Here is a 22,262-nt window from a genome sequence, read left to right as displayed (position 1 = left end):
GGATTTCCCCTGAGTTTGAAAGCCGGATGAGGCAAAAACAAACCGCCATTGTACCGGTCGAGCGTCCAGTTATCCACATGTGGACACGTTAGGAGCCATGACAAAACAGCCATTTATCGACCAAAACGGCTTCGCCTCGGTGTGAATAAGCCCTGTGGATAAACGCCCTTGAGGGCTATGCACAACCCTGAGCGTCACCCAGTTGATAACTCATCTGTGGATAACGACTGATTTAATCCACAGCTTTCGACCACGAACAAAACAAGCGCAGCACCGGTTGAAAACACAGTTATGAAACGCTGCACGCATTGATTTTACTGGGCTACACAAGGTTATCCACAGAAGGTTATCCACCTAAGATCTATAAGTTCTTCAGAAAAGCTTTTTATATGTCTCTTCTTTTTTTTCATGTTGTCCCCAATGTCGCTGTCCGATCAAGCACGTTGGTGATGCCAGATTGAGCCACCGTCCATCACACGCTCTATATGGAAAGGCTGGTTGGAAATTGACCTATGGGCTTGCTTTCTCTAGAATCGCCGGTCTCTTAAAAAGGGGGCCATCCCGGCCCGTCGTCGACAAACCAGGTAACACGCCATGAAACGTACTTTCCAACCAAGCACCATCAAGCGCGCGCGCACCCACGGCTTCCGTGCCCGTATGGCTACCAAGAACGGCCGCGCTGTTCTGTCGCGTCGTCGTGCCAAAGGCCGTAAGCGTCTGGCCATTTGATTTTTCGGCACAGGTGGTGAGTCAGGACTTCAGTCGGGAAAAGCGACTGCTTACACCCCGGCATTTCAAAGCGGTCTTCGACTCCCCAACCGGCAAGGTTCCAGGGAAAAACCTGCTGATCCTTGCTCGCGAGAACGGCCTCGATCACCCACGCCTAGGCCTGGTAATCGGAAAGAAGAGCGTCAAGCTCGCCGTTCAACGCAACCGCCTCAAGCGCTTGATGCGCGATTCCTTTCGTCTGAACCAGCATTTGCTTGCCGGGCTGGACATCGTGATCGTCGCGCGCAAGGGATTGGGTGAGATAGAAAACCCGGAATTGCACCAACACTTTGGCAAACTCTGGAAACGCCTGGCGCGCAGCCGGCCCGCTCCAGCAGTTACCGCCGATTCCGCAGGGGTAGACAGCCAAGATGCGTAAACTGGCCCTCGTTCCGATCCAGTTTTACCGTTACGCCATTAGTCCTCTGATGGCCAGTCACTGTCGTTTCTTCCCCAGTTGCTCCTGTTACGCTTATGAAGCCATTGAAAACCACGGCCTCTGGCGTGGTGGGTGGCTAGCCGTTCGTCGCCTGGGGCGTTGTCATCCGTGGAACGACGGCGGTTTCGATCCCGTTCCTCCCGCTCCTTCCTCCCGAACTTCTTCGATAGCCGAGTAATCATGGATATTAAACGCACGATCCTGATCGTCGCCCTGGCAATCGTGTCCTACGTCATGGTCCTCAAGTGGAACCAGGACTACGGCCAGGCTGCCCTGCCGACTCAGAATACTGCTGCCAGCACTGTTGCCCCGGGCCTGCCGGATGGCGTACCGGCCGGTAATGCCGGCGCCAGCGCCGATGTGCCGAGCGCCAATGCCGAAACCAGCGCTGCCGAACTGGCACCGGTTGCGGTCAGCAAGGACCTGATCCGGGTCAAGACCGATGTGCTGGACCTGGCTATCGATCCGGTCGGTGGTGACATCGTCCAGCTGAACCTGCCGAAGTTCCCACGTCGCCAGGACCACCCGGAGATTCCGTTCCAGCTGTTCGATAACGGTGGCGAGCGTGTCTACCTGGCACAAAGCGGCCTGACCGGTGTCAACGGTCCGGACGCCCGCCCAACTGGCCGCCCGCTGTACGCTGCCGACCAGAAGGGTTACCAGCTGGCTGATGGCCAGGACCAACTGGTGGTCGACCTGAAGTTCAGCGACAACGGTGTCAACTACATCAAGCGCTTCAGCTTCAAGCGTGGTGAGTATGACCTGACCGTCACTTACCTGATCGACAACCAGAGTGGCCAGGCCTGGAACGGCAACATGTTTGCCCAGCTCAAGCGTGATGCCAGCTCCGACCCGTCGTCGAGCACTGCCACCGGCACTGCGACCTACCTGGGCGCTGCCTTGTGGACAGCTTCCGAGCCTTACAAAAAGGTCTCGATGAAGGACATCGACAAAGGTAATTTGAAAGAAAACGTGTCCGGCGGTTGGGTTGCCTGGCTGCAGCACTACTTCGTGACCGCCTGGATTCCGGCCAAGTCGGACAGCAACGTTGTCCAGACCCGCAAGGACAGCCAAGGCAACTACATCATCGGCTACACCGGCCCGGCCCTCAGCGTGCCTGCTGGCGGCAAGGTTGAAACCAGCGCGATGCTGTACGCCGGCCCGAAAATCCAGTCCAAGCTGAAAGAATTGTCCCCAGGCCTGGAACTGACCGTCGACTATGGTTTCCTGTGGTTCATTGCCCAGCCGATCTTCTGGCTGCTGCAACATATCCACAGCCTGCTGGGTAACTGGGGCTGGTCGATCATCGTCCTGACCATGCTCATCAAGGGTCTGTTCTTCCCGCTGTCGGCTGCCAGCTACCGCTCGATGGCGCGCATGCGTGCCGTTGCACCGAAGCTTGCTGCGCTCAAGGAACGCTTCGGTGATGATCGCCAGAAGATGTCCCAGGCGATGATGGAGCTGTACAAGAAAGAGAAGATCAACCCGCTGGGCGGCTGCCTGCCGATCCTGGTACAGATGCCGGTATTCCTGGCCCTGTACTGGGTACTGCTGGAAAGCGTGGAAATGCGCCAGGCCCCGTGGATACTGTGGATTACCGACCTGTCGATCAAGGATCCGTTCTTCATCCTGCCGATCATCATGGGCGCCACCATGTTCATCCAGCAGCGCCTGAACCCGACCCCACCGGATCCGATGCAGGCCAAGGTGATGAAAATGATGCCGATCATCTTCACCTTCTTCTTCCTGTGGTTCCCAGCCGGTCTGGTGCTGTACTGGGTTGTGAACAACTGCTTGTCGATCGCGCAGCAGTGGTACATCACCCGCAGCATCGAAGCAGCCACCAAAAAAGCTGCTGCTTGACAGGCTACTGCGCTAGCCTGTGAATAAAAACGCCCCCTAGTGGGGCGTTTTTGCTATCTGTCGTTTTGTCGTAGAGGCTTTCGAGCATGAACATTGTGCGTGAAACCATCGCTGCCATCGCCACCGCCCAGGGCCGCGGCGGTGTCGGTATTGTCAGGTTGTCCGGCCCTCTGGCTGCCAAGGCCGGGCAGCTGATAACCGGCCGTACGCTGACCCCGCGGCATGCGCACTACGGCCCGTTCCGCGACGAGGAAGGGCTGGTGCTGGACGAAGGGATCGCGCTGTTCTTCCCCGGGCCGAATTCGTTCACCGGTGAGGACGTGCTCGAACTGCAGGGCCATGGTGGCCCGGTGGTCCTGGACATGTTGCTGCAGCGCTGTGTACAAGTTGGCTGCCGCTTGGCCCGCCCGGGCGAATTCAGCGAGCGCGCGTTCCTCAACGACAAACTCGACCTGGCCCAGGCTGAAGCCATCGCTGACCTGATCGAAGCCAGCTCAAGCCAGGCGGCGCGCAATGCCCTGCGTTCGCTGCAAGGGGAATTCTCGAAGCGTGTGCATTCCCTGACCGAAGCGTTGATTGCCCTGCGGATTTACGTCGAGGCGGCAATCGACTTCCCTGAGGAGGAGATCGACTTCCTGGCTGATGGCCACGTCCTGTCGATGCTCGATGCAGTACGCCTGGCGTTGTCCACAGTACAACGTGAAGCCGGGCAGGGCGCCTTGTTGCGTGACGGCATGACCGTGGTCATCGCCGGGCGGCCGAACGCCGGCAAATCGAGCCTGCTGAACCAGCTGGCCGGGCGGGAAGCTGCGATCGTCACTGATATCGCCGGTACCACCCGGGACATCCTGCGTGAACATATCCACATCGACGGTATGCCGCTGCATGTCGTCGATACCGCTGGCCTGCGCGACACCGACGACCATGTGGAAAAGATCGGTGTGGAACGCGCACTGAAAGCCATTGGCGAGGCCGACCGAGTGCTGCTGGTGGTGGATTCGACCGCGCCCGAGGCCAGCGATCCCTTTGCCCTGTGGCCGGAATTTCTCGACCAGCGGCCAGACCCGGCCAAGGTCACGCTGATCCGCAACAAGGCCGACCTGAGTGGTGAGCCGGTGGCGCTTGAGCAGTGTGATGACGGGCATGTGACGATAACCCTTAGCGCCAAAGGGGACGACCTGGGGCTGCAACTGTTGCGTGACCACCTGAAGGCCTGCATGGGCTATGAGCAGACAGCCGAAAGTGGTTTCAGTGCTCGTCGACGCCACCTGGATGCCTTGCGTCAGGCCAGCGAGCATCTGGAGCATGGCCGTGCCCAACTCACGCTGGCCGGGGCAGGCGAGCTGTTGGCAGAAGACCTCCGCCAGGCACAGCAGGCCTTGGGCGAGATTACCGGGGCATTCAGTTCTGACGACCTGCTAGGGCGGATCTTCTCCAGTTTCTGCATCGGCAAGTAATCCACAACCAGGCAAGGCCAAGGGCCGCTCCTTCGGGAGCGGCTTTTTTTTGCCCTGAATTTCATCGCAGCAGATGCCCGTAGCCAGGCGAACGGAGTGCGTGTGGGAACGGGCCTGCCCACGAAGAACGCCTCACAAAGCCTGAGATTCTGTAGCTGTACCGATATTTCGCGGTCTCGCCCGCTTTCTCCTTGTCTGTACCTAGCCGCTATCTCGATGATTTTCCTGCTCGAGGTTGAAAACGCGTTCAGGAGCCCTGTGGAAAACCCGCCTTCAGCTCCGTTGATAAGCAGGTTTTTTTTCTGAGGACAAACCGCCCTGTGGGTAAGCAGGCATTTAATCCACAGGCTAAATCGCGTTATCCAGAGCCCTCATGGCCCTCCAGCCACAGGGTTTAATTTCTATCAAAGTAGCGTGAATCATGGGCTGCGTGAGTTTATCCACAGATAAGGCTGTGCATAAGAATAAACATAAAAACAAAGCTTTTTTAAATTTTTCCTCTTTGATTTCTGTTGTCTGCCATTCATCCACAGACTGGTCAAAATTTGCTCAGACGGTTTCTTTAAAGGGGGTGAAGTCCCTATACTTGTCCGCTTACCTTCTCTATTCGCAAAAACAGGCACGAGGTGCGTGGTGGATTTCCCTTCCCGTTTTGAAGTGATCGTCATCGGCGGCGGCCATGCCGGTACCGAGGCTGCGCTTGCGTCTGCACGCATGGGTGTGAAAACCCTGCTGCTGACCCATAACGTGGAAACCCTCGGTCACATGAGCTGCAACCCCGCCATCGGCGGCATTGGCAAAAGCCATCTGGTCAAAGAGATCGATGCCCTCGGCGGCGCCATGGCGTTGGCCACCGACAAGAGCGGCATCCAGTTCCGCGTTCTGAACAACCGCAAGGGCCCGGCCGTACGCGCTACCCGTGCACAGGCCGACCGCGCCATCTACAAGGCAGTGGTGCGTGAAATCCTGGAAAACCAGCCAAACCTGTGGATATTCCAGCAGTCCTGCGACGATCTGATCGTCGAACAGGACCAGGTCAAAGGCGTGGTGACCCAGATGGGCCTGCGTTTCTTCGCCGAATCGGTGGTATTGACCACCGGTACCTTCCTCGGCGGCCTTATCCACATTGGTCTGCAGAACCATTCCGGTGGTCGCGCAGGTGATCCGCCTTCGATCGCCCTGGCCCACCGCATGCGTGAACTGCCGCTGCGCGTCGGGCGCCTGAAAACCGGTACGCCGCCACGCATCGACGGCCGTTCTGTGGATTTCTCGGTGATGACCGAACAGCCAGGCGATACACCGATTCCGGTGATGTCGTTCATGGGCAATGCCGAGATGCATCCGCGCCAGGTGAGCTGCTGGATTACCCACACCAACGCCCGCACCCACGAAATCATTGCCTCGAACCTTGACCGGTCGCCGATGTACTCGGGTGTGATCGAAGGGGTCGGCCCGCGCTACTGCCCGTCGATCGAAGACAAGATCCACCGCTTCGCCGACAAGGAAAGCCACCAGGTGTTCATCGAGCCGGAAGGCCTGAACACCCATGAGCTGTACCCCAACGGTATTTCCACTTCGCTGCCGTTCGACGTGCAGCTGGAACTGGTGCGTTCGATCCGCGGAATGGAAAACGCCCACATCGTGCGCCCGGGCTATGCCATCGAGTACGACTACTTCGACCCGCGCGACCTCAAGTACAGCCTCGAAACCAAAGTCATCGGCGGCCTGTTCTTCGCTGGCCAGATCAACGGCACCACCGGTTACGAAGAAGCCGGCGCCCAGGGCCTGCTGGCCGGTACCAACGCCGCCCTGCGGGCGCAGGGCCGTGACAGCTGGTGCCCGCGTCGCGACGAGGCCTACATCGGCGTGCTGGTGGACGACCTGATCACCCTGGGTACCCAGGAGCCGTACCGCATGTTCACTTCACGTGCCGAGTACCGCCTGATCCTGCGCGAAGACAACGCCGATCTGCGGCTGACTGAAAAGGGCCGTGAACTTGGCCTGATCGACGACCAGCGCTGGGCCGCCTTCTGCGCCAAGCGCGACGGCATCGAGCGTGAGGAACAACGCCTGAAATCGACCTGGGTACGGCCGAACACCGAGCAAGGCCAGGCCATTGTGGATAAGTTCGGTACCCCGCTCAGCCACGAGTACAGCCTGCTCAACCTGCTGGCCCGCCCGGAAATCGACTACGCCGGTCTGATCGAGGCGACCGGCGGCGAAGCGATCGATCCACAGGTCGCCGAACAGGTCGAGATCCGCACCAAGTACGCCGGCTACATCGACCGGCAGCAGGATGAAATCGCTCGCCTGCGTGCCAGCGAAGACACCCGCCTGCCTGTGGATATCGATTACTCGGGCATTTCCGGGCTGTCCAAGGAAATCCAGGGCAAGCTGGGCCTGACCCGTCCGGAAACCCTCGGCCAGGCTTCGCGCATTCCTGGCGTCACTCCGGCGGCGATTTCCCTGTTGCTGATTCACTTGAAGAAACGCGGCGCTGGCCGCGAATTGGAGCAAAGCGCTTGAGTTCCCTGGTCACCCCGCAACACGCTGAAGAGTTGTCCACAGGTGCGCGCCAGCTCGGTGTCGAGCTGAGCGCCGAGCAGCACGAAAAGCTGCTCGGCTACCTGGCCCTGTTGATCAAATGGAACAAAGCCTACAACCTGACTGCCGTGCGCGACCCCGACGAGATGGTGTCGCGTCATCTGCTCGACAGCCTCAGCGTCATGCCGTTTATCCACAGCGAACGTGACAACTGGCTGGATGTCGGCAGTGGCGGCGGCATGCCTGGCATCCCATTGGCTATCCTGCATCCGCACAAGCGGGTGACGGTGCTGGATGCCAACGGCAAGAAAACGCGCTTCCTGACCCAGGTGAAAATGGAACTCAAGCTGGACAACCTCACGGTTATCCACAGCCGGGTCGAGGCCTTCCAGCCGGCGCAACCGTTCAACGGGATCATCTCCCGCGCTTTCAGCAGCATGGAAAATTTCACCAACTGGACCCGCCACCTGGGCGACACCGGGACGCAATGGCTTGCAATGAAGGGGCTGCATCCTGCCGATGAACTGGTAGCATTGCCCGCAGACTTCACAGTGGAAAGCGAGCAGGCCCTGACCGTTCCAGGTTGCCAGGGCCAGCGCCATCTGCTGATACTGCGCCGCAAGGCATGACTGGGAACACACGCAACAATGGCTAAGGTATTCGCAATCGCGAACCAGAAGGGTGGTGTGGGCAAGACCACCACCTGTATCAATCTCGCTGCCTCGCTGGCCGCAACCAAGCGTCGTGTGCTGCTGATCGACCTCGATCCGCAAGGCAACGCCACCATGGGCAGCGGTGTGGACAAGCACGAGCTCGAGCACTCGGTCTACGACCTGTTGATCGGGGAATGCGACCTGGCCCAGGCCATGCATTACTCCGAGCACGGTGGTTTCCAGTTGCTGCCGGCGAACCGTGACCTGACTGCCGCCGAAGTGGTGCTGCTGGAAATGCAGGTCAAGGAAAGCCGCCTGCGCAACGCCCTGGCACCGATCCGCGACAACTACGACTACATCCTCATCGACTGCCCGCCGTCGCTGTCGATGCTGACGCTCAACGCCCTGGTCGCCTCGGATGGCGTGATCATCCCGATGCAGTGCGAGTATTACGCGCTGGAAGGTCTCAGTGACCTTGTGGATAACATCAAGCGCATCGCTGCCCGGTTGAATCCGGAGCTGAAGATCGAGGGCCTGCTGCGGACCATGTACGACCCGCGGCTGAGCCTGAACAACGATGTTTCGGCGCAGCTGAAGGAGCACTTCGGCCCGCAGCTGTACGACACGGTCATTCCGCGCAACATTCGCCTGGCCGAGGCCCCGAGCTTCGGCATGCCGGCCCTGGCCTACGACAAGCAATCGCGCGGCGCGCTGGCGTATCTGGCCCTGGCCGGGGAACTGGTCCGCCGCCAACGCCGTCAATCACGCACTGCACAAACAACTTAAGGAATCCGTATGGCCGTCAAGAAACGGGGTCTCGGACGTGGGTTGGATGCACTGCTCAGTGGTCCTTCCGTCAGCGCGCTCGAAGAGCAGGCTGTGAAGATCGACCAGAAAGAACTGCAACACCTGCCGGTCGAGCTGATCCAGCGTGGCAAGTACCAGCCGCGCCGGGACATGGACCCGGAGGCGCTGGAAGAGCTTGCGCACTCGATTCGCAACCATGGCGTGATGCAACCGATCGTGGTGCGCCCGATCGGCGACAACCGCTACGAGATCATCGCCGGTGAGCGCCGCTGGCGTGCTACCCAGCAGGCTGGCCTGGACAAGATCCCGGCCATGGTCCGCGAAGTGCCCGACGAAGCTGCCATCGCCATGGCGCTGATCGAGAACATCCAGCGCGAAGACCTCAACCCGTTGGAAGAGGCCCTGGCGCTGCAGCGCCTGCAGCAGGAATTCGAACTCACCCAGCAGCAGGTGGCCGACGCCGTAGGCAAGTCGCGGGTAACCGTGGCCAACCTGCTGCGCCTGATCACCTTGCCTGAGGCGATCAAGACCATGCTCGCCCATGGCGACCTGGAGATGGGCCACGCGCGTGCATTGCTCGGGCTGGAAGAAGGCCGTCAGGAAGAGGGGGCGCGTCATGTTGTCGCACGCGGCCTCACCGTGCGCCAAACCGAGGCACTGGTTCGTCAGTGGCTCAGCGACAAACCTGATCCGGTCGAGCCGAGCAAACCTGATCCGGATATCGCACGCCTTGAACAGCGTCTCGCAGAGCGCCTGGGCTCGGCCGTGCAGATCCGTCATGGCAACAAGGGCAAAGGCCAGTTGGTTATTCGCTACAACTCGCTTGACGAGTTGCAAGGCGTGCTTGCTCACATCCGCTGAAACAATTCCTGTTGTAGCGTGCAGTCGGAAATCACTACGAAGAGTTGAATAGGGGTTAATCCACCCCTATACTCTGCGCGCATTTTGTCGGCACAAATTATGCCAAGTCATAGCTGACTTGTTGGTCGACTTCCGAGGAGCAGTTGTGATGGAAATCCGCACGCCAAACCGCCTGCCTTTCCATCGCTGGGCGGTTTTTCCGGTACTGCTGGCTCAATTCGTCGTACTGCTGCTGGCAACCTTGGTGTTGTGGCAGTGGAAAGGGGCGGTCAGTGGATATTCAGGCCTTTGCGGAGGTTTGATTGCCTGGCTACCCAATGTGTACTTCGCCTGGAAGGCTTTTCGCTTCAGCGGAGCCCGGGCGGCACAAGCCATCGTCAAGTCGTTCTACGCTGGCGAGGCAGGCAAGATGATTTTGACGGCAGTGCTTTTTGCACTGACCTTCGCAGGAGTGAAGCCATTGGCGCCGTTAGCAGTATTCGGCGTCTTCGTGCTGACCCTTTTGGTCAGCTGGTTCGCGCCCCTGCTGATGAATAAAAGACTTTCGAGACCTTAGGGCGTTTGAGGCAACCATGGCAGCAGAAACCGCTTCGGGCTATATCCAGCACCACTTGCAGAACCTGACCTACGGTCAACTACCAGACGGCAGCTGGGGCTTCGCCCATTCGGCTGCAGAAGCCAAGGCAATGGGCTTCTGGGCGTTCCACCTGGACACCCTGGGTTGGTCCGTCGCGCTGGGTCTGATCTTCCTGTTCATCTTCCGCATGGCGGCCAAGAAGGCGACTTCCGGCCAACCTGGCGGCCTGCAGAACTTCGTTGAAGTGCTGGTGGATTTCGTCAACGGCAGCGTGAAGGACTCCTTCCACGGCCGTAGCCCGGTAATCGCCCCGCTGGCGCTGACCATTTTCGTCTGGGTGTTCCTGATGAACGCCATCGACCTGGTACCGGTCGACTGGATTCCTCAGCTGGCCATCCTGATCTCCGGTGACCCGCACATTCCGTTCCGCGCCGTGTCGACCACCGACCCGAACGCGACCCTGGCCATGGCCTTCTGCGTGTTCGCCCTGATCATCTTCTACAGCATCAAGGTCAAGGGCCTGGGCGGCTTCATCGGTGAGCTGACCCTGCACCCGTTCGGCAGCAAGAACATCTTCGTGCAGATCCTGCTGATTCCGGTCAACTTCCTGCTGGAATTCGTCACCCTGATCGCCAAGCCGATCTCGCTGGCACTGCGTCTGTTCGGCAACATGTACGCTGGCGAGCTGGTGTTCATCCTGATCGCCGTGATGTTCGGCGCCGGCATCCTGTGGCTCAGCGGCCTGGGTGTGGTGCTGCAGTGGGCGTGGGCTGTGTTCCACATCCTGATCATCACCCTGCAAGCCTTCATCTTCATGATGCTTACCATCGTCTACCTGTCGATGGCTCACGAAGATAACCATTAAGACCGCCTGGCGTGTCTGATAGCCTTCCCCGCTCGTTTGGGGGGAGGGCTTAAAAAGTCCGCAAGGGCATGCTGTACCAAACGATTTGTTTTACCGCTTCAAACTAAAAACCTAACCAATACGACGTAAAAGTCGGGAGGAAAGATGGAAACTGTAGTTGGTCTGACCGCTATCGCTGTTGCTCTGCTGATCGGCCTGGGTGCTCTGGGTACCGCCATTGGTTTCGGCCTGCTGGGCGGCAAGTTCCTGGAAGGCGCTGCTCGTCAGCCTGAAATGGTTCCGATGCTGCAGGTCAAAATGTTCATCGTTGCCGGTCTGCTCGACGCCGTAACCATGATCGGTGTTGGTATCGCTCTGTTCTTCACCTTCGCGAACCCCTTCGTTGGTCAGATCGCCGGCTAATCACTCGTTTCCACGAGTTGATTGGTGTGATGGACAAAGACCGAGCGAGGTGTTGGCGTGAACATTAATGCAACCCTGATTGGCCAATCCGTTGCTTTTCTGATTTTTGTACTCTTCTGCATGAAGTATGTATGGCCTCCGGTCATCACTGCTCTGCAAGAGCGCCAAAAGAAGATTGCCGACGGCTTGGACGCTGCCAACCGCGCAGCTCGCGACCTGGAGCTGGCCCAAGAGAAAGCGGGTCAGCAACTGCGTGAAGCAAAGGCACAGGCAGCCGAAATCATTGAGCAAAGCAAGAAACGCGCTGCTCAGCTTGTCGAGGAAGCCCGTGAACAGGCTCGCGTCGAAGCTGACCGTGTGAAGGCTCAGGCTCAAGCCGAGATCGAACAGGAACTGAACAGCGTCAAAGACGCCCTGCGTGCCCAAGTGGGTGCCCTGGCTGTTGGCGGTGCTGAAAAGATCCTTGGCGCCACAATCGATCAAAACGCGCATGCGGAGCTGGTTAACAAACTGGCCGCTGAAATTTAAGCGAGGGCGATCATGGCAGAACTGACCACGTTGGCCCGACCTTACGCTAAGGCTGCCTTTGAGCATGCCCAGGCCCATCAGCAACTGGCCAATTGGTCAGCCATGCTCGGCCTGGCTGCTGCGGTGTCGGAAGACGACACCATGCAGCGCCTGCTCAAGGCCCCGCGACTGACAAGCGCAGAAAAGGCCGCCGCATTCATTGAAGTGTGCGGTGACAAGTTCGATGCACAGGCACAGAATTTCATTCATGTTGCCGCGGAAAACGACCGTCTCCTGCTCCTGCCGGAGATTGCCGCCCTGTTCGACCTGTACAAGGCCGAGCAAGAAAAATCCGTGGACGTGGAAGTCACCAGTGCTTTTGCGTTGAACCAAGAACAGCAAGACAAACTCGCCAAGGTTCTCAGTGCACGGCTCAGCCGGGAAGTGCGCCTGCACGCGTCGGAGGATGCCAGCCTGATCGGCGGCGTCGTCATCCGCGCCGGCGACCTGGTAATCGATGGCTCGGTTCGCGGCAAGATCGCGAAACTGGCCGAAGCATTGAAATCTTGAGTTTGAAGGGGCAGCAGAGCAATGCAGCAACTCAATCCTTCCGAAATTAGTGAAATCATCAAGGGTCGCATCGAGAAGCTCGATGTCGGCTCCCAAGCCCGTAACGAAGGTACCGTCGTAAGCGTTTCCGACGGTATCGTACGGATCCACGGTCTGGCCGACGCTATGTACGGCGAAATGATCGAGTTCCCGGGCGGCGTATACGGTATGGCACTGAACCTGGAGCAAGACTCCGTAGGTGCGGTGGTACTGGGTGCGTACACCTCCCTCGCCGAGGGCATGAGCGCCAAGTGCACCGGTCGCATCCTGGAAGTTCCGGTCGGCAAAGGCCTGCTGGGCCGCGTCGTCGACGCTCTGGGTAACCCGATCGATGGCAAAGGTCCTCTTACCACCACCGAAACCGACGCGGTCGAAAAGGTCGCTCCGGGCGTGATCTGGCGTAAGTCGGTAGACCAGCCTGTACAGACTGGCTACAAGTCGGTTGACGCCATGATCCCGGTTGGCCGTGGCCAGCGCGAGCTGATCATCGGTGACCGTCAGATCGGTAAGACTGCCATGGCGGTCGACGCGATCATCAACCAGAAAAACAGCGGCATCTTCTGCGTATACGTGGCCGTAGGCCAGAAGCAGTCGACCATCGCCAACGTTGTGCGCAAGCTGGAAGAAGCCGGCGCCCTGGCCAACACCATCGTTGTTGCCGCCAGCGCCTCGGAATCGGCCGCGCTGCAGTTCCTGGCTCCTTACGCCGGCTGCACCATGGGCGAATACTTCCGTGACCGCGGTGAAGACGCCCTGATCGTTTACGATGACCTGTCCAAGCAGGCCGTTGCCTACCGTCAGATCTCCCTGCTGCTGCGCCGTCCGCCAGGACGTGAAGCGTACCCAGGTGACGTGTTCTATCTCCACTCCCGTCTGCTGGAGCGTGCGTCGCGCGTTTCGGAAGAGTACGTCGAGAAGTTCACCAACGGCGCAGTCACTGGCAAGACCGGTTCCCTGACCGCCCTGCCGATCATCGAAACCCAGGCTGGCGACGTTTCCGCGTTCGTTCCGACCAACGTGATTTCCATCACCGACGGTCAGATCTTCCTGGAATCGGCCATGTTCAACTCGGGCATCCGCCCTGCAGTTAACGCCGGTGTTTCGGTATCCCGCGTAGGTGGTGCCGCTCAGACCAAGATCATCAAGAAGCTGTCCGGTGGTATTCGTACCGCTCTGGCTCAGTACCGTGAACTGGCTGCATTCGCCCAGTTCGCTTCCGATCTGGACGAAGCGACCCGCAAGCAGCTGGAGCATGGTCAGCGCGTTACCGAGCTGATGAAGCAGAAGCAGTACGCGCCAATGTCCATCGCGGACATGGCCCTGTCGCTGTATGCCGCTGAGCGTGGCTTCCTGACCGACGTAGAAGTCTCCAAGGTCGGCAGCTTCGAGCAAGCTCTGATCGCCTACTTCAACCGTGATCACGCCGAACTGATGGCCAAGATCAACGTGAAGGGTGACTTCAACGACGAAATCGACGCTGGCATGAAAGCTGGTATCGAGAAGTTCAAGGCCACCCAGACCTGGTAAGCCGCAGCGGGGGCCCTGGCCCCCGCTTGCTAACCTGATAGGTGATACATGGCAGGCGCAAAAGAGATTCGCAGTAAGATTGCGAGCATCAAAAGCACGCAAAAAATTACCAGCGCCATGGAAAAAGTGGCGGTCAGCAAAATGCGCAAGGCACAACTGCGCATGGCTGCTAGCCGTCCTTATGCGGAGCGTATCCGCCAGGTGATCGGTCATCTGGCCAACGCCAACCCGGAGTACCGCCACCCGTTCATGATCGAGCGCCCTGTAAAGCGCGCCGGTTATATCGTGGTGAGCAGTGACCGTGGTCTGTGCGGTGGCTTGAACACCAACCTGTTCAAGGCCCTGGTCAAGGACATGAACGAAAACCGCGAACAGGGCGTTGAAATCGACCTGTGCGTGATCGGCAGCAAGGGTGCGGCATTCTTCCGCAGCTTTGGCGGTAACGTCGTAGCCGCGATCAGCCACTTGGGCGAAGAGCCATCGATCAACGACCTGATCGGCTCCGTCAAAGTGATGCTGGACGCCTACCTGGACGGCCGCATCGATCGCCTCTCGGTGGTTTCGAACAAGTTCATCAACACCATGACCCAAAAACCGACGGTCGAGCAATTGGTACCGTTGGTGGCAACCCCGGATCAGGATCTCAAGCATCACTGGGACTACCTGTACGAACCCGACGCAAAAGAGCTGCTGGACGGCTTGATGGTGCGTTACGTGGAGTCGCAGGTGTACCAGGCGGTGGTCGAGAACAACGCTGCTGAACAAGCGGCCCGGATGATCGCCATGAAGAACGCCACAGACAACGCCGGTGATTTGATCAGCGAACTCCAGCTGATCTACAACAAGGCGCGTCAGGCTGCGATCACCCAGGAGATCTCGGAAATCGTCGGCGGCGCTGCCGCGGTTTAACGGTTCAAATATTCAGAGGATCCAGCTATGAGTAGCGGACGTATCGTTCAAATCATCGGCGCCGTCATCGACGTGGAATTCCCACGTGACGTCGTGCCGAGTGTTTACAACGCGCTGAAAGTACAAGGCGCGGACACCACCCTGGAAGTTCAGCAGCAGCTGGGCGACGGCGTGGTTCGTACCATTGCGATGGGCTCGACCGAAGGCCTGAAGCGCGGTCTGGATGTCGTCGACACCGGCGCTGCCATCTCCGTTCCTGTTGGTAAGGCCACCCTGGGCCGTATCATGGACGTTCTGGGCAACCCGATCGACGAAGCTGGCCCGATCGGCGAAGAAGAGCGTCGTGGTATCCACCAGAAGGCGCCTTCCTTCGCTGACCAGGCAGGCGGCAACGACCTGCTGGAAACCGGCATCAAGGTTATCGACCTGGTTTGCCCGTTCGCCAAGGGTGGTAAGGTTGGTCTGTTCGGTGGTGCCGGCGTCGGCAAGACCGTTAACATGATGGAACTGATCCGTAACATCGCCATCGAGCACAGCGGTTATTCCGTGTTCGCTGGTGTGGGTGAGCGTACTCGTGAGGGTAACGACTTCTACCACGAGATGAAGGACTCCAACGTTCTCGACAAGGTAGCACTGGTCTACGGTCAGATGAACGAGCCACCAGGAAACCGTCTGCGCGTAGCGCTGACCGGCCTGACCATGGCTGAGAAGTTCCGTGACGAAGGTAACGACGTTCTGCTGTTCGTCGACAACATCTACCGTTACACCCTGGCCGGTACCGAAGTATCCGCACTGCTGGGCCGTATGCCTTCCGCAGTAGGTTACCAGCCGACCCTGGCCGAAGAGATGGGCGTTCTGCAAGAGCGTATTACTTCGACCAAAGAAGGTTCGATCACCTCGATCCAGGCCGTATACGTACCTGCGGACGACCTGACCGACCCGTCGCCAGCCACCACCTTCGCCCACCTGGACGCCACCGTCGTTCTGTCCCGTGACATCGCTTCCCTGGGTATCTACCCAGCGGTTGACCCACTGGACTCGACTTCGCGCCAGCTGGACCCGAACGTGATCGGCAACGAGCACTACGAAACTGCCCGCCAGGTTCAGTATGTTCTGCAGCGCTACAAAGAGCTGAAAGACATCATCGCGATCCTGGGTATGGACGAACTGTCCGAAGCCGACAAGCAACTGGTAGCCCGCGCTCGTAAAATCCAGCGCTTCCTGTCGCAGCCGTTCTTCGTGGCCGAAGTCTTCACCGGTTCGCCAGGCAAGTACGTTTCCCTGAAAGACACCATCGCTGGCTTCAGCGGCATCCTCAAAGGTGACTACGACCACCTGCCAGAACAAGCGTTCTACATGGTCGGCAGCATCGACGAAGCGATCGAGAAAGCCAAGAAACTGTAATCCCGGCGCCCCGAAAGGGGCGCTAATCAGGTTGAGGCAAGCAGATGGCTATGACAGTCCATTGCGATATCGTCAGCGCGGAAGGAGAAATCTTCTCCGGTCTGGTCGAGATGGTGGTTGCGCACGGCAACCTGGGCGATCTGGGTATCGCTCCGGGCCACGCGCCGCTGATCACCAATCTGAAGCCAGGTCCGATTACGCTGACCAAGCAGGGCGGCGAGCGCGAGGTGTTCTACATCTCTGGCGGCTTCCTGGAAGTGCAGCCGAACATGGTCAAGGTACTCGCCGACACCGTGCAACGTGCAGCCGACCTGGACGAAGCCTCCGCTCAGGATGCCGTCAAGGCAGCTGAGAAGGCCCTGCATGAGAAAGGCGCGGATTTCGACTACAGTGCCGCATCCGCACGTCTGGCCGAGGCCGCAGCCCAGCTGCGTACCGTCCAGCAGATCCGCAAGAAGTTCGGCGGTTAATTCCGCAGGCTTCATGTAGATTGAGAACAAGGGTAGCCATCGGCTACCCTTTTTCTTTTTTGCAACCTTAGAACCGGTCATTTCACTGACCGCCCAGGATTGGTAGCCAGTAATGTCACTCGATATCGTTATTCTCGCTGCCGGCCAAGGTACCCGCATGCGCTCGGCGCTGCCCAAGGTGCTGCATCCGGTAGCCGGCAATTCCATGCTCGGACATGTTATCCACAGTGCGCGCCAGCTTCAGCCGCAAGGTATTCACGTGGTCATTGGCCATGGTGCCGAACTGGTACGCGAGCGCCTGGCCGCCGACGACCTGAACTTCGTCATGCAGGACAAGCAACTGGGCACCGGCCATGCAGTTGCCCAGGCGTTGCCGGCCTTGACTGCCGACACCGTGCTGGTGCTGTACGGCGACGTGCCTTTGATTGAAGTGGAGACGCTGCAGCGCCTGCTGGCCAAGGCCAACTCCCAGCAGCTGGGCCTGCTCACGGTAACCCTCGACGACCCGACCGGCTATGGCCGCATCGTGCGTGACGAGCAGGGCAAGGTGACCGCTATCGTCGAGCACAAGGACGCCAACGATGCGCAGAAAGCGATCAAGGAAGGCAACACAGGCATTCTTGCCCTGCCAGCCGCACGCTTGGCTGACTGGATGGGTCGCCTGTCGAACAACAATGCCCAAGGCGAGTATTACCTGACCGATGTCATCGCCATGGCGGTGGCCGACGGCCTGGTAGTGGCTACCGAGCAGCCACACGACCCTATGGAAGTGCAAGGCGCCAATGACCGTCGCCAGCTGTCCGAACTGGAACGTCACTACCAACTGCGCGAAGGCCGCCGCCTGATGGCCCAAGGCGTGACCCTGCGCGATCCGGCACGCTTCGATGTTCGCGGTGAAGTTACCGTCGGCCGTGACGTGCTGATCGACATCAACGTGATTCTCGAAGGCAAGGTTGTCATCGAGGACGACGTCCAGATCGGCCCGAACTGCGTGATCAAGAACACCACCCTGCGCAAGGGCGCGGTGGTCAAAGCCAACAGCCACCTCGAAGGCGCCGTGATGGGGGAGGGCAGCGATGCCGGCCCGTTCGCCCGCCTGCGCCCGGGCAGCGTGCTGGAGGCCAAGGCCCATGTGGGTAACTTTGTCGAACTGAAGAACGCGCACCTGGGGGAGGGGGCCAAGGCTGGCCACCTGACCTACCTGGGCGATGCGGAGATTGGCGCTCGCACCAACATCGGTGCCGGTACCATCACTTGCAACTACGATGGCGCCAACAAGTTCAAGACCGTGATGGGCGAAGATGTCTTCATCGGCTCGAACAATTCGCTGGTTGCCCCTGTGGATATCCAGGCGGGTGCGACCACTGCAGCTGGATCGACCATCACCCAGACCGTCGAGGCTGGCGACCTGGCGGTAGCACGAGCCCGCCAACGCAACATCGCGGGCTGGAAGCGGCCGGAGAAGATCAAGAAGAACTGAGTTATACACAGCTGGTTCGATCAACAGCCGACTTATGTGAATAAGTCGGCTTTTTTGTGGGCAAGTTTTGCACAATTCCTGTAGGAGCGGCTTCAGCCGCGAACACCGGCAAAGCCGGTGCCAGCCACAGGTGGTTCTTCGCAGGCGAACCCACTTCCAGCGGTTGGCCATTTATCTTGGGCTTTTATCCACAGCTTGACGAATCGCCAATCTTAGGTTTTGATTGCAAGCATTATCTTTCGAATCGAAACTTAAGCGCGCATGTCGAAACGAAACACACCACAACGGCGGCATAACATCCTGGCATTGCTCAGCGAGCAGGGCGAGGTGAGTGTGGACGCGTTGGCCAAGCGTTTCGCCACCTCGGAAGTGACCATTCGCAAGGATCTGGCCGCCCTCGAAACCAACGGCCTCCTGTTACGCCGTTATGGTGGCGCAGTCCCGGTGCCGCACGAGCTGCTCGCTGAACCCGCCCAGCCCGTGTCTTCCTATAAAAAGGCCATTGCACGTGCCGCCGTCGGCCGTATTCGTGAACATGCACGCATCATCATCGACAGTGGCAGCACCACGGCGGCGATGATCCCTGAACTGGGGCGCCAGCCTGGCCTGGTGGTGATGACCAATTCGCTGAACGTCGCCCGCGCCATCTGCGACCTCGAACATGAGCCGGTGCTGCTGATGACGGGCGGTACCTGGGACCCCCATTCCGAATCGTTCCAGGGCCAGGTGGCCGAGCAGGTATTGCGTTCCTATGATTTCGACCAGCTGTTCATCGGTGCCGATGGCATCGATCTCGGCCGGGGTACCACCACCTTCAACGAGCTGCTCGGGCTGAGCCGGGTCATGGCCGAAGTCGCCCGAGAAGTGATCGTGATGGTCGAGTCGGACAAGGTCGGGCGCAAGATCCCCAACCTTGAGCTGCCCTGGGGCAGCGTGCACACCCTTATTACTGATGAGCGCCTGCCCGCAGCGGCACGCGAACAAATTCAAGCCCGCGGCATCAACCTGATCTGCGCCGCGATCAGCCAGGAGCAATAAACCATGTGTGGAATCGTTGGTGCCGTCGCCGAACGCAACATCACAGCCATCCTGATCGAAGGCCTCAAGCGTCTTGAGTACCGCGGCTACGACAGCGCCGGCCTGGCCGTGCTCACCCAGAACGGTGAACTGCAGCGCCGCCGCCGTATCGGCAAGGTCAGCGAGCTGGAAGCTGCGGTTGCCGCCGAGCCACTGTCCGGGCAGCTGGGCATCGCCCATACCCGCTGGGCTACCCACGGTGCGCCGACCGAAGGCAACGCCCACCCGCACTTCTCCAGCGACACGGTGGCGGTGGTACACAATGGCATCATCGAGAACCATGAAGAACTGCGCGAGGAACTGAAGGGCCTTGGCTACGTCTTCAGTTCGCAGACCGATACCGAAGTCATCGTCCACCTGATCCATCACACCCTCAAGCGCGTTCCCGACCTGACCGATGCCCTCAAGGCCGCGGTGAAGCGCCTGCATGGCGCCTACGGCCTGGCGCTGGTCAGTGCCGACCAACCCGACCGCCTGGTGGCGGCACGCAGCGGCAGCCCGCTGGTCATCGGCCTGGGGCTGGGTGAAAACTTCCTGGCCTCCGACCAGTTGGCGCTGCGCCAGGTCACCGACCGCTTCATGTACCTCGAAGAAGGCGATATCGCCGAGATCCGCCGTGACCAGGTGAGCATCTGGGACCAGGCCGGGCACAAGGTACAGCGTGAGACCGTGCAGTACCACGAAGGCGCCGAAGCGGCCGACAAGGGCACCTATCGCCACTTCATGCTCAAGGAAATCCACGAGCAGCCAAGCGTAGTGCAGCGCACCCTGGAAGGCCGTCTGGGCAAGGATCACGTCATGGTCCAGGCCTTTGGCCCACAGGCTGCCGAGCTGTTCGCCAAGGTGCGTAATGTGCAGATCGTTGCCTGTGGCACCAGCTATCACGCCGGCATGGTGGCCCGCTACTGGCTGGAAGAACTGGCGGGCATACCTTGCCAGGTGGAAGTGGCCAGCGAATTCCGCTACCGCAAGGTTGTAGTGCAAGCGGACACCCTGTTCGTCTCCATCTCCCAGTCCGGCGAAACCGCCGACACCCTGGCAGCGCTACGCAACGCCAAGGAGCTGGGCTTCCTGGGCAGCCTGGCGATCTGCAACGTAGGCATCAGCTCGCTGGTGCGTGAATCCGACCTGACCCTGCTGACCCTGGCCGGCCCGGAAATCGGCGTAGCCTCGACCAAGGCCTTCACTACCCAGCTGGTTTCGCTGATGCTGCTGACCCTGGCCCTGGGCCAGGTGCGCGGTACCCTGCAAGCCGGTGTCGAGGCCGAGCTGGTGGAGGAGCTGCGCCGCCTGCCGGCCCGCCTGGGCGAAGCGCTGGCGATGGACGCCATCGTCGAGAAGACCGCTGAGCTGTTCGCCGACAAGCATCACACCCTGTTCCTGGGCCGTGGTGCCCAGTACCCGGTGGCCATGGAAGGAGCGCTCAAGCTCAAGGAGATTTCCTACATCCACGCCGAAGCCTATCCGGCGGGCGAACTCAAGCACGGCCCGCTGGCCCTGGTAGACAACGATATGCCAGTGGTTACCGTGGCGCCGAACAATGAACTGCTGGAAAAGCTCAAGTCCAACCTGCAGGAGGTGCGCGCCCGTGGTGGCGAGTTGGTGGTGTTCGCCGACGAGCAGGCCGGCATGAGCAACGGCGAAGGCACCCACGTGATCAAGGTACCGCACATCATCGATGCCCTGGCGCCGATCCTATACACCATCCCGTTGCAGCTGCTGTCCTACTACGTGGCGGTGCTCAAGGGCACGGATGTGGACCAGCCGCGTAACCTGGCCAAGTCGGTGACTGTGGAGTAAGGCGCTGCAGTTTCTGCAGCCGTTGGTTTCTGATAACTGAAGCTGTCGCAAAGGGAGGGAGCCGCCCGTGGCTCCCTTCGGCGACAAGCACTTCCTGCCTCTGTTGCGCTCGCCGCAACCCGCTTCGCCTCTCGTCCACGCCTTTCCAATAGCTCGTCTCCTGCCACAGCGTCCTACTGGCGATAGCTTTTCACCTGTCAAAGCCGCCTGGGCCCGATGCCGGCGACACGCTATAGCACTAGCAAATCAGCGGCAGTGCCAGCTGAGAAAGGGGATAGGTGTCTAATTAAGTCACAGCAGAGGCGCAATTAAAGCGTTTGTAAGCTTGTGTGCTTCACGCCAATCTAAAGGTCGCACCTCTGTGGGGGCGATGGTGGCTGCGCTGTCACAGCCTGCAGCTGTCACTGCACGTGGTCGGTACTGGCTCGTTGTTAACCGGGGCTGCTTGGCAGTACAGGTTGTGGACGCCCGGAAGCTGTTGAGTTGATTGCCAGGAGGCACCTTGCATGGCCAGTTATGGACTGTTTCTCATCCTCGCGACCCTTACCGTATTGAGCCCCGGCCCCGGGGTGGTGCTGACCCTCTCCAATGCCCTGCGCCACGGCTGGAGCGGTGCCCTGCCGGGGATCTTCGGTATCGCCTTGGGCGCTTTCATCGTCGCTGGGCTCTCGGCCAGTAGTGTGGGGTTGGTTCTGGCGACCTCGGCAACGGCGTTCACCGTACTCAAGTACGTCGGCGCGTTGTACTTGTTGTACTTGGGCGTGAAGATGTGGCGTACCCAGCGTTTCATCCCGGAGCTCGCCGTGACCGCCACGCAACCCTGGCGGCGCTTCGTCGAAGCGTTGTCGATCCAGCTGCTGAATCCCAAGGCCGGATTCTTCTTCCTGGCGGTGTTTCCGCAATTCATCAGCCCGCAGGGCAACTACTACCGGCAGTTCTTCCTGTTGGTTTCGTCCTATGCCTTGCTCGTCGTGTTGGTGCACACCGGCTATGCGCTGATGGCCAATGGCGCCAGGGGCTGGTTGTCGACCAACCGTGGCGCGCGAATCGTCGGCAAGCTCTCCGGAATCACCTTCTTTTGCTTTGGTATTCTGATGGCGTCGGCTAGCAAATAAGACGCTGAATGGAACTTATCCGAAAGTCGCAATCTATATGTCACATGCGACACGTACCTTGGTCGTAATCGCGATAGCCACGACAAACGGATAAACAGAGTTCCCGCATCCTCATTGACTCACATTTT

At 59.5% G+C, this 22,262-nt stretch carries 22 protein-coding genes; all 22 read left to right on the top strand.

Features of this window, described 5'->3' with window-relative positions; all coding sequences use genetic code 11:
* The first annotated feature begins 594 nt into the window (after positions 1-594).
* The 22 genes from rpmH to HG549_RS25780 all read left to right on the top strand — a co-directional run bounded on the left by rpmH (position 595) and on the right by HG549_RS25780 (position 22,134).
* Entirely contained in the window at positions 595-729 is a 135-nt protein-coding gene (gene rpmH, locus HG549_RS25885) for a 50S ribosomal protein L34 (RefSeq protein ID WP_003253163.1), read from the top strand.
* A 13-nt stretch (positions 730-742) separates the two neighbouring features.
* Complete coding sequence (gene rnpA, locus HG549_RS25880; RefSeq protein WP_170034354.1) at positions 743-1,147, top strand: ribonuclease P protein component; 405 nt, start codon at positions 743-745, stop codon at positions 1,145-1,147.
* Positions 1,140-1,385 (top strand): membrane protein insertion efficiency factor YidD, encoded by a 246-nt coding sequence (yidD, locus tag HG549_RS25875; protein ID WP_075046823.1) that lies wholly within the window; start codon positions 1,140-1,142, stop codon positions 1,383-1,385. The genes rnpA and yidD overlap by 8 nt, the downstream gene beginning before the upstream one ends.
* 2 nt (positions 1,386-1,387) lie before the next feature.
* Positions 1,388-3,070 (top strand): membrane protein insertase YidC, encoded by a 1,683-nt coding sequence (gene yidC / locus HG549_RS25870; protein ID WP_170033990.1) that lies wholly within the window; start codon positions 1,388-1,390, stop codon positions 3,068-3,070.
* 86 nt (positions 3,071-3,156) lie between these two features.
* A complete protein-coding gene (gene mnmE, locus HG549_RS25865) occupies positions 3,157-4,527 on the top strand; it encodes a tRNA uridine-5-carboxymethylaminomethyl(34) synthesis GTPase MnmE (RefSeq protein WP_170033988.1) in 1,371 nt (456 codons plus the stop codon).
* A gap of 633 nt (positions 4,528-5,160) precedes the next feature.
* The gene (mnmG, locus tag HG549_RS25860; protein ID WP_170033986.1) at positions 5,161-7,053 is read left to right on the top strand and encodes a tRNA uridine-5-carboxymethylaminomethyl(34) synthesis enzyme MnmG; all 1,893 of its coding nucleotides are present in this window, start codon (positions 5,161-5,163) and stop codon (positions 7,051-7,053) included.
* Positions 7,050-7,700 carry a 16S rRNA (guanine(527)-N(7))-methyltransferase RsmG gene (gene rsmG, locus HG549_RS25855; RefSeq protein WP_170033985.1) on the top strand — a complete coding sequence of 217 codons (651 nt, stop codon included), beginning with the start codon at positions 7,050-7,052 and terminating at the stop codon, positions 7,698-7,700. Before mnmG ends, rsmG begins: the two co-directional genes overlap by 4 nt.
* Positions 7,701-7,718: 18 nt before the next feature.
* Complete coding sequence (locus HG549_RS25850) at positions 7,719-8,510, top strand: ParA family protein (RefSeq protein WP_060499722.1); 792 nt, start codon at positions 7,719-7,721, stop codon at positions 8,508-8,510.
* Positions 8,511-8,519: 9 nt separating this feature from the next.
* Entirely contained in the window at positions 8,520-9,392 is an 873-nt protein-coding gene (locus HG549_RS25845; RefSeq protein WP_170033983.1) for a ParB/RepB/Spo0J family partition protein, read from the top strand.
* Positions 9,393-9,540: 148 nt separating this feature from the next.
* Positions 9,541-9,948, top strand: coding sequence for a F0F1 ATP synthase subunit I (locus HG549_RS25840; RefSeq protein WP_008092225.1), 408 nt, complete (start codon positions 9,541-9,543; stop codon positions 9,946-9,948).
* Between the two features lie 16 nt (positions 9,949-9,964).
* Positions 9,965-10,834 (top strand): F0F1 ATP synthase subunit A, encoded by an 870-nt coding sequence (gene atpB, locus HG549_RS25835; RefSeq protein WP_023383137.1) that lies wholly within the window; start codon positions 9,965-9,967, stop codon positions 10,832-10,834.
* A 144-nt stretch (positions 10,835-10,978) separates the two neighbouring features.
* Entirely contained in the window at positions 10,979-11,236 is a 258-nt protein-coding gene (atpE, locus tag HG549_RS25830; RefSeq protein ID WP_003097235.1) for a F0F1 ATP synthase subunit C, read from the top strand.
* A gap of 57 nt (positions 11,237-11,293) precedes the next feature.
* Entirely contained in the window at positions 11,294-11,764 is a 471-nt protein-coding gene (locus tag HG549_RS25825) for a F0F1 ATP synthase subunit B (protein WP_023383136.1), read from the top strand.
* A gap of 12 nt (positions 11,765-11,776) precedes the next feature.
* The gene (locus HG549_RS25820) at positions 11,777-12,313 is read left to right on the top strand and encodes a F0F1 ATP synthase subunit delta (protein WP_043214190.1); all 537 of its coding nucleotides are present in this window, start codon (positions 11,777-11,779) and stop codon (positions 12,311-12,313) included.
* A gap of 21 nt (positions 12,314-12,334) precedes the next feature.
* Positions 12,335-13,879, top strand: a complete 1,545-nt coding sequence (gene atpA / locus HG549_RS25815; protein WP_087500987.1) for a F0F1 ATP synthase subunit alpha — start codon at positions 12,335-12,337, stop codon at positions 13,877-13,879.
* A gap of 48 nt (positions 13,880-13,927) precedes the next feature.
* On the top strand, positions 13,928-14,788 hold the full coding sequence (atpG, locus tag HG549_RS25810) for a F0F1 ATP synthase subunit gamma (protein ID WP_170033982.1): 861 nt from the start codon (positions 13,928-13,930) through the stop codon (positions 14,786-14,788).
* A gap of 27 nt (positions 14,789-14,815) precedes the next feature.
* Positions 14,816-16,192, top strand: coding sequence for a F0F1 ATP synthase subunit beta (gene atpD, locus HG549_RS25805; RefSeq protein ID WP_170033980.1), 1,377 nt, complete (start codon positions 14,816-14,818; stop codon positions 16,190-16,192).
* 44 nt (positions 16,193-16,236) lie between these two features.
* A complete protein-coding gene (locus HG549_RS25800) occupies positions 16,237-16,662 on the top strand; it encodes a F0F1 ATP synthase subunit epsilon (RefSeq protein ID WP_023383131.1) in 426 nt (141 codons plus the stop codon).
* A gap of 112 nt (positions 16,663-16,774) precedes the next feature.
* Positions 16,775-18,142 carry a bifunctional UDP-N-acetylglucosamine diphosphorylase/glucosamine-1-phosphate N-acetyltransferase GlmU gene (gene glmU, locus HG549_RS25795; RefSeq protein ID WP_170033978.1) on the top strand — a complete coding sequence of 456 codons (1,368 nt, stop codon included), beginning with the start codon at positions 16,775-16,777 and terminating at the stop codon, positions 18,140-18,142.
* A gap of 261 nt (positions 18,143-18,403) precedes the next feature.
* Positions 18,404-19,180 (top strand): DeoR/GlpR family DNA-binding transcription regulator, encoded by a 777-nt coding sequence (locus tag HG549_RS25790; RefSeq protein WP_170033976.1) that lies wholly within the window; start codon positions 18,404-18,406, stop codon positions 19,178-19,180.
* Positions 19,181-19,183: 3 nt separating this feature from the next.
* A complete protein-coding gene (gene glmS / locus HG549_RS25785; protein WP_170033974.1) occupies positions 19,184-21,019 on the top strand; it encodes a glutamine--fructose-6-phosphate transaminase (isomerizing) in 1,836 nt (611 codons plus the stop codon).
* Positions 21,020-21,525: 506 nt separating this feature from the next.
* A complete protein-coding gene (locus HG549_RS25780; protein ID WP_170033972.1) occupies positions 21,526-22,134 on the top strand; it encodes a LysE family translocator in 609 nt (202 codons plus the stop codon).
* The last annotated feature ends 128 nt before the right edge of the window (positions 22,135-22,262 follow it).

This window comes from Pseudomonas sp. SK (genome assembly GCF_012975065.1).
GTDB classification, from domain to species: domain Bacteria; phylum Pseudomonadota; class Gammaproteobacteria; order Pseudomonadales; family Pseudomonadaceae; genus Aquipseudomonas; species Aquipseudomonas anuradhapurensis.
Note: the sequence above shows the minus strand (reverse complement) of the source record. Positions and strands in the feature narration are given on the sequence as shown.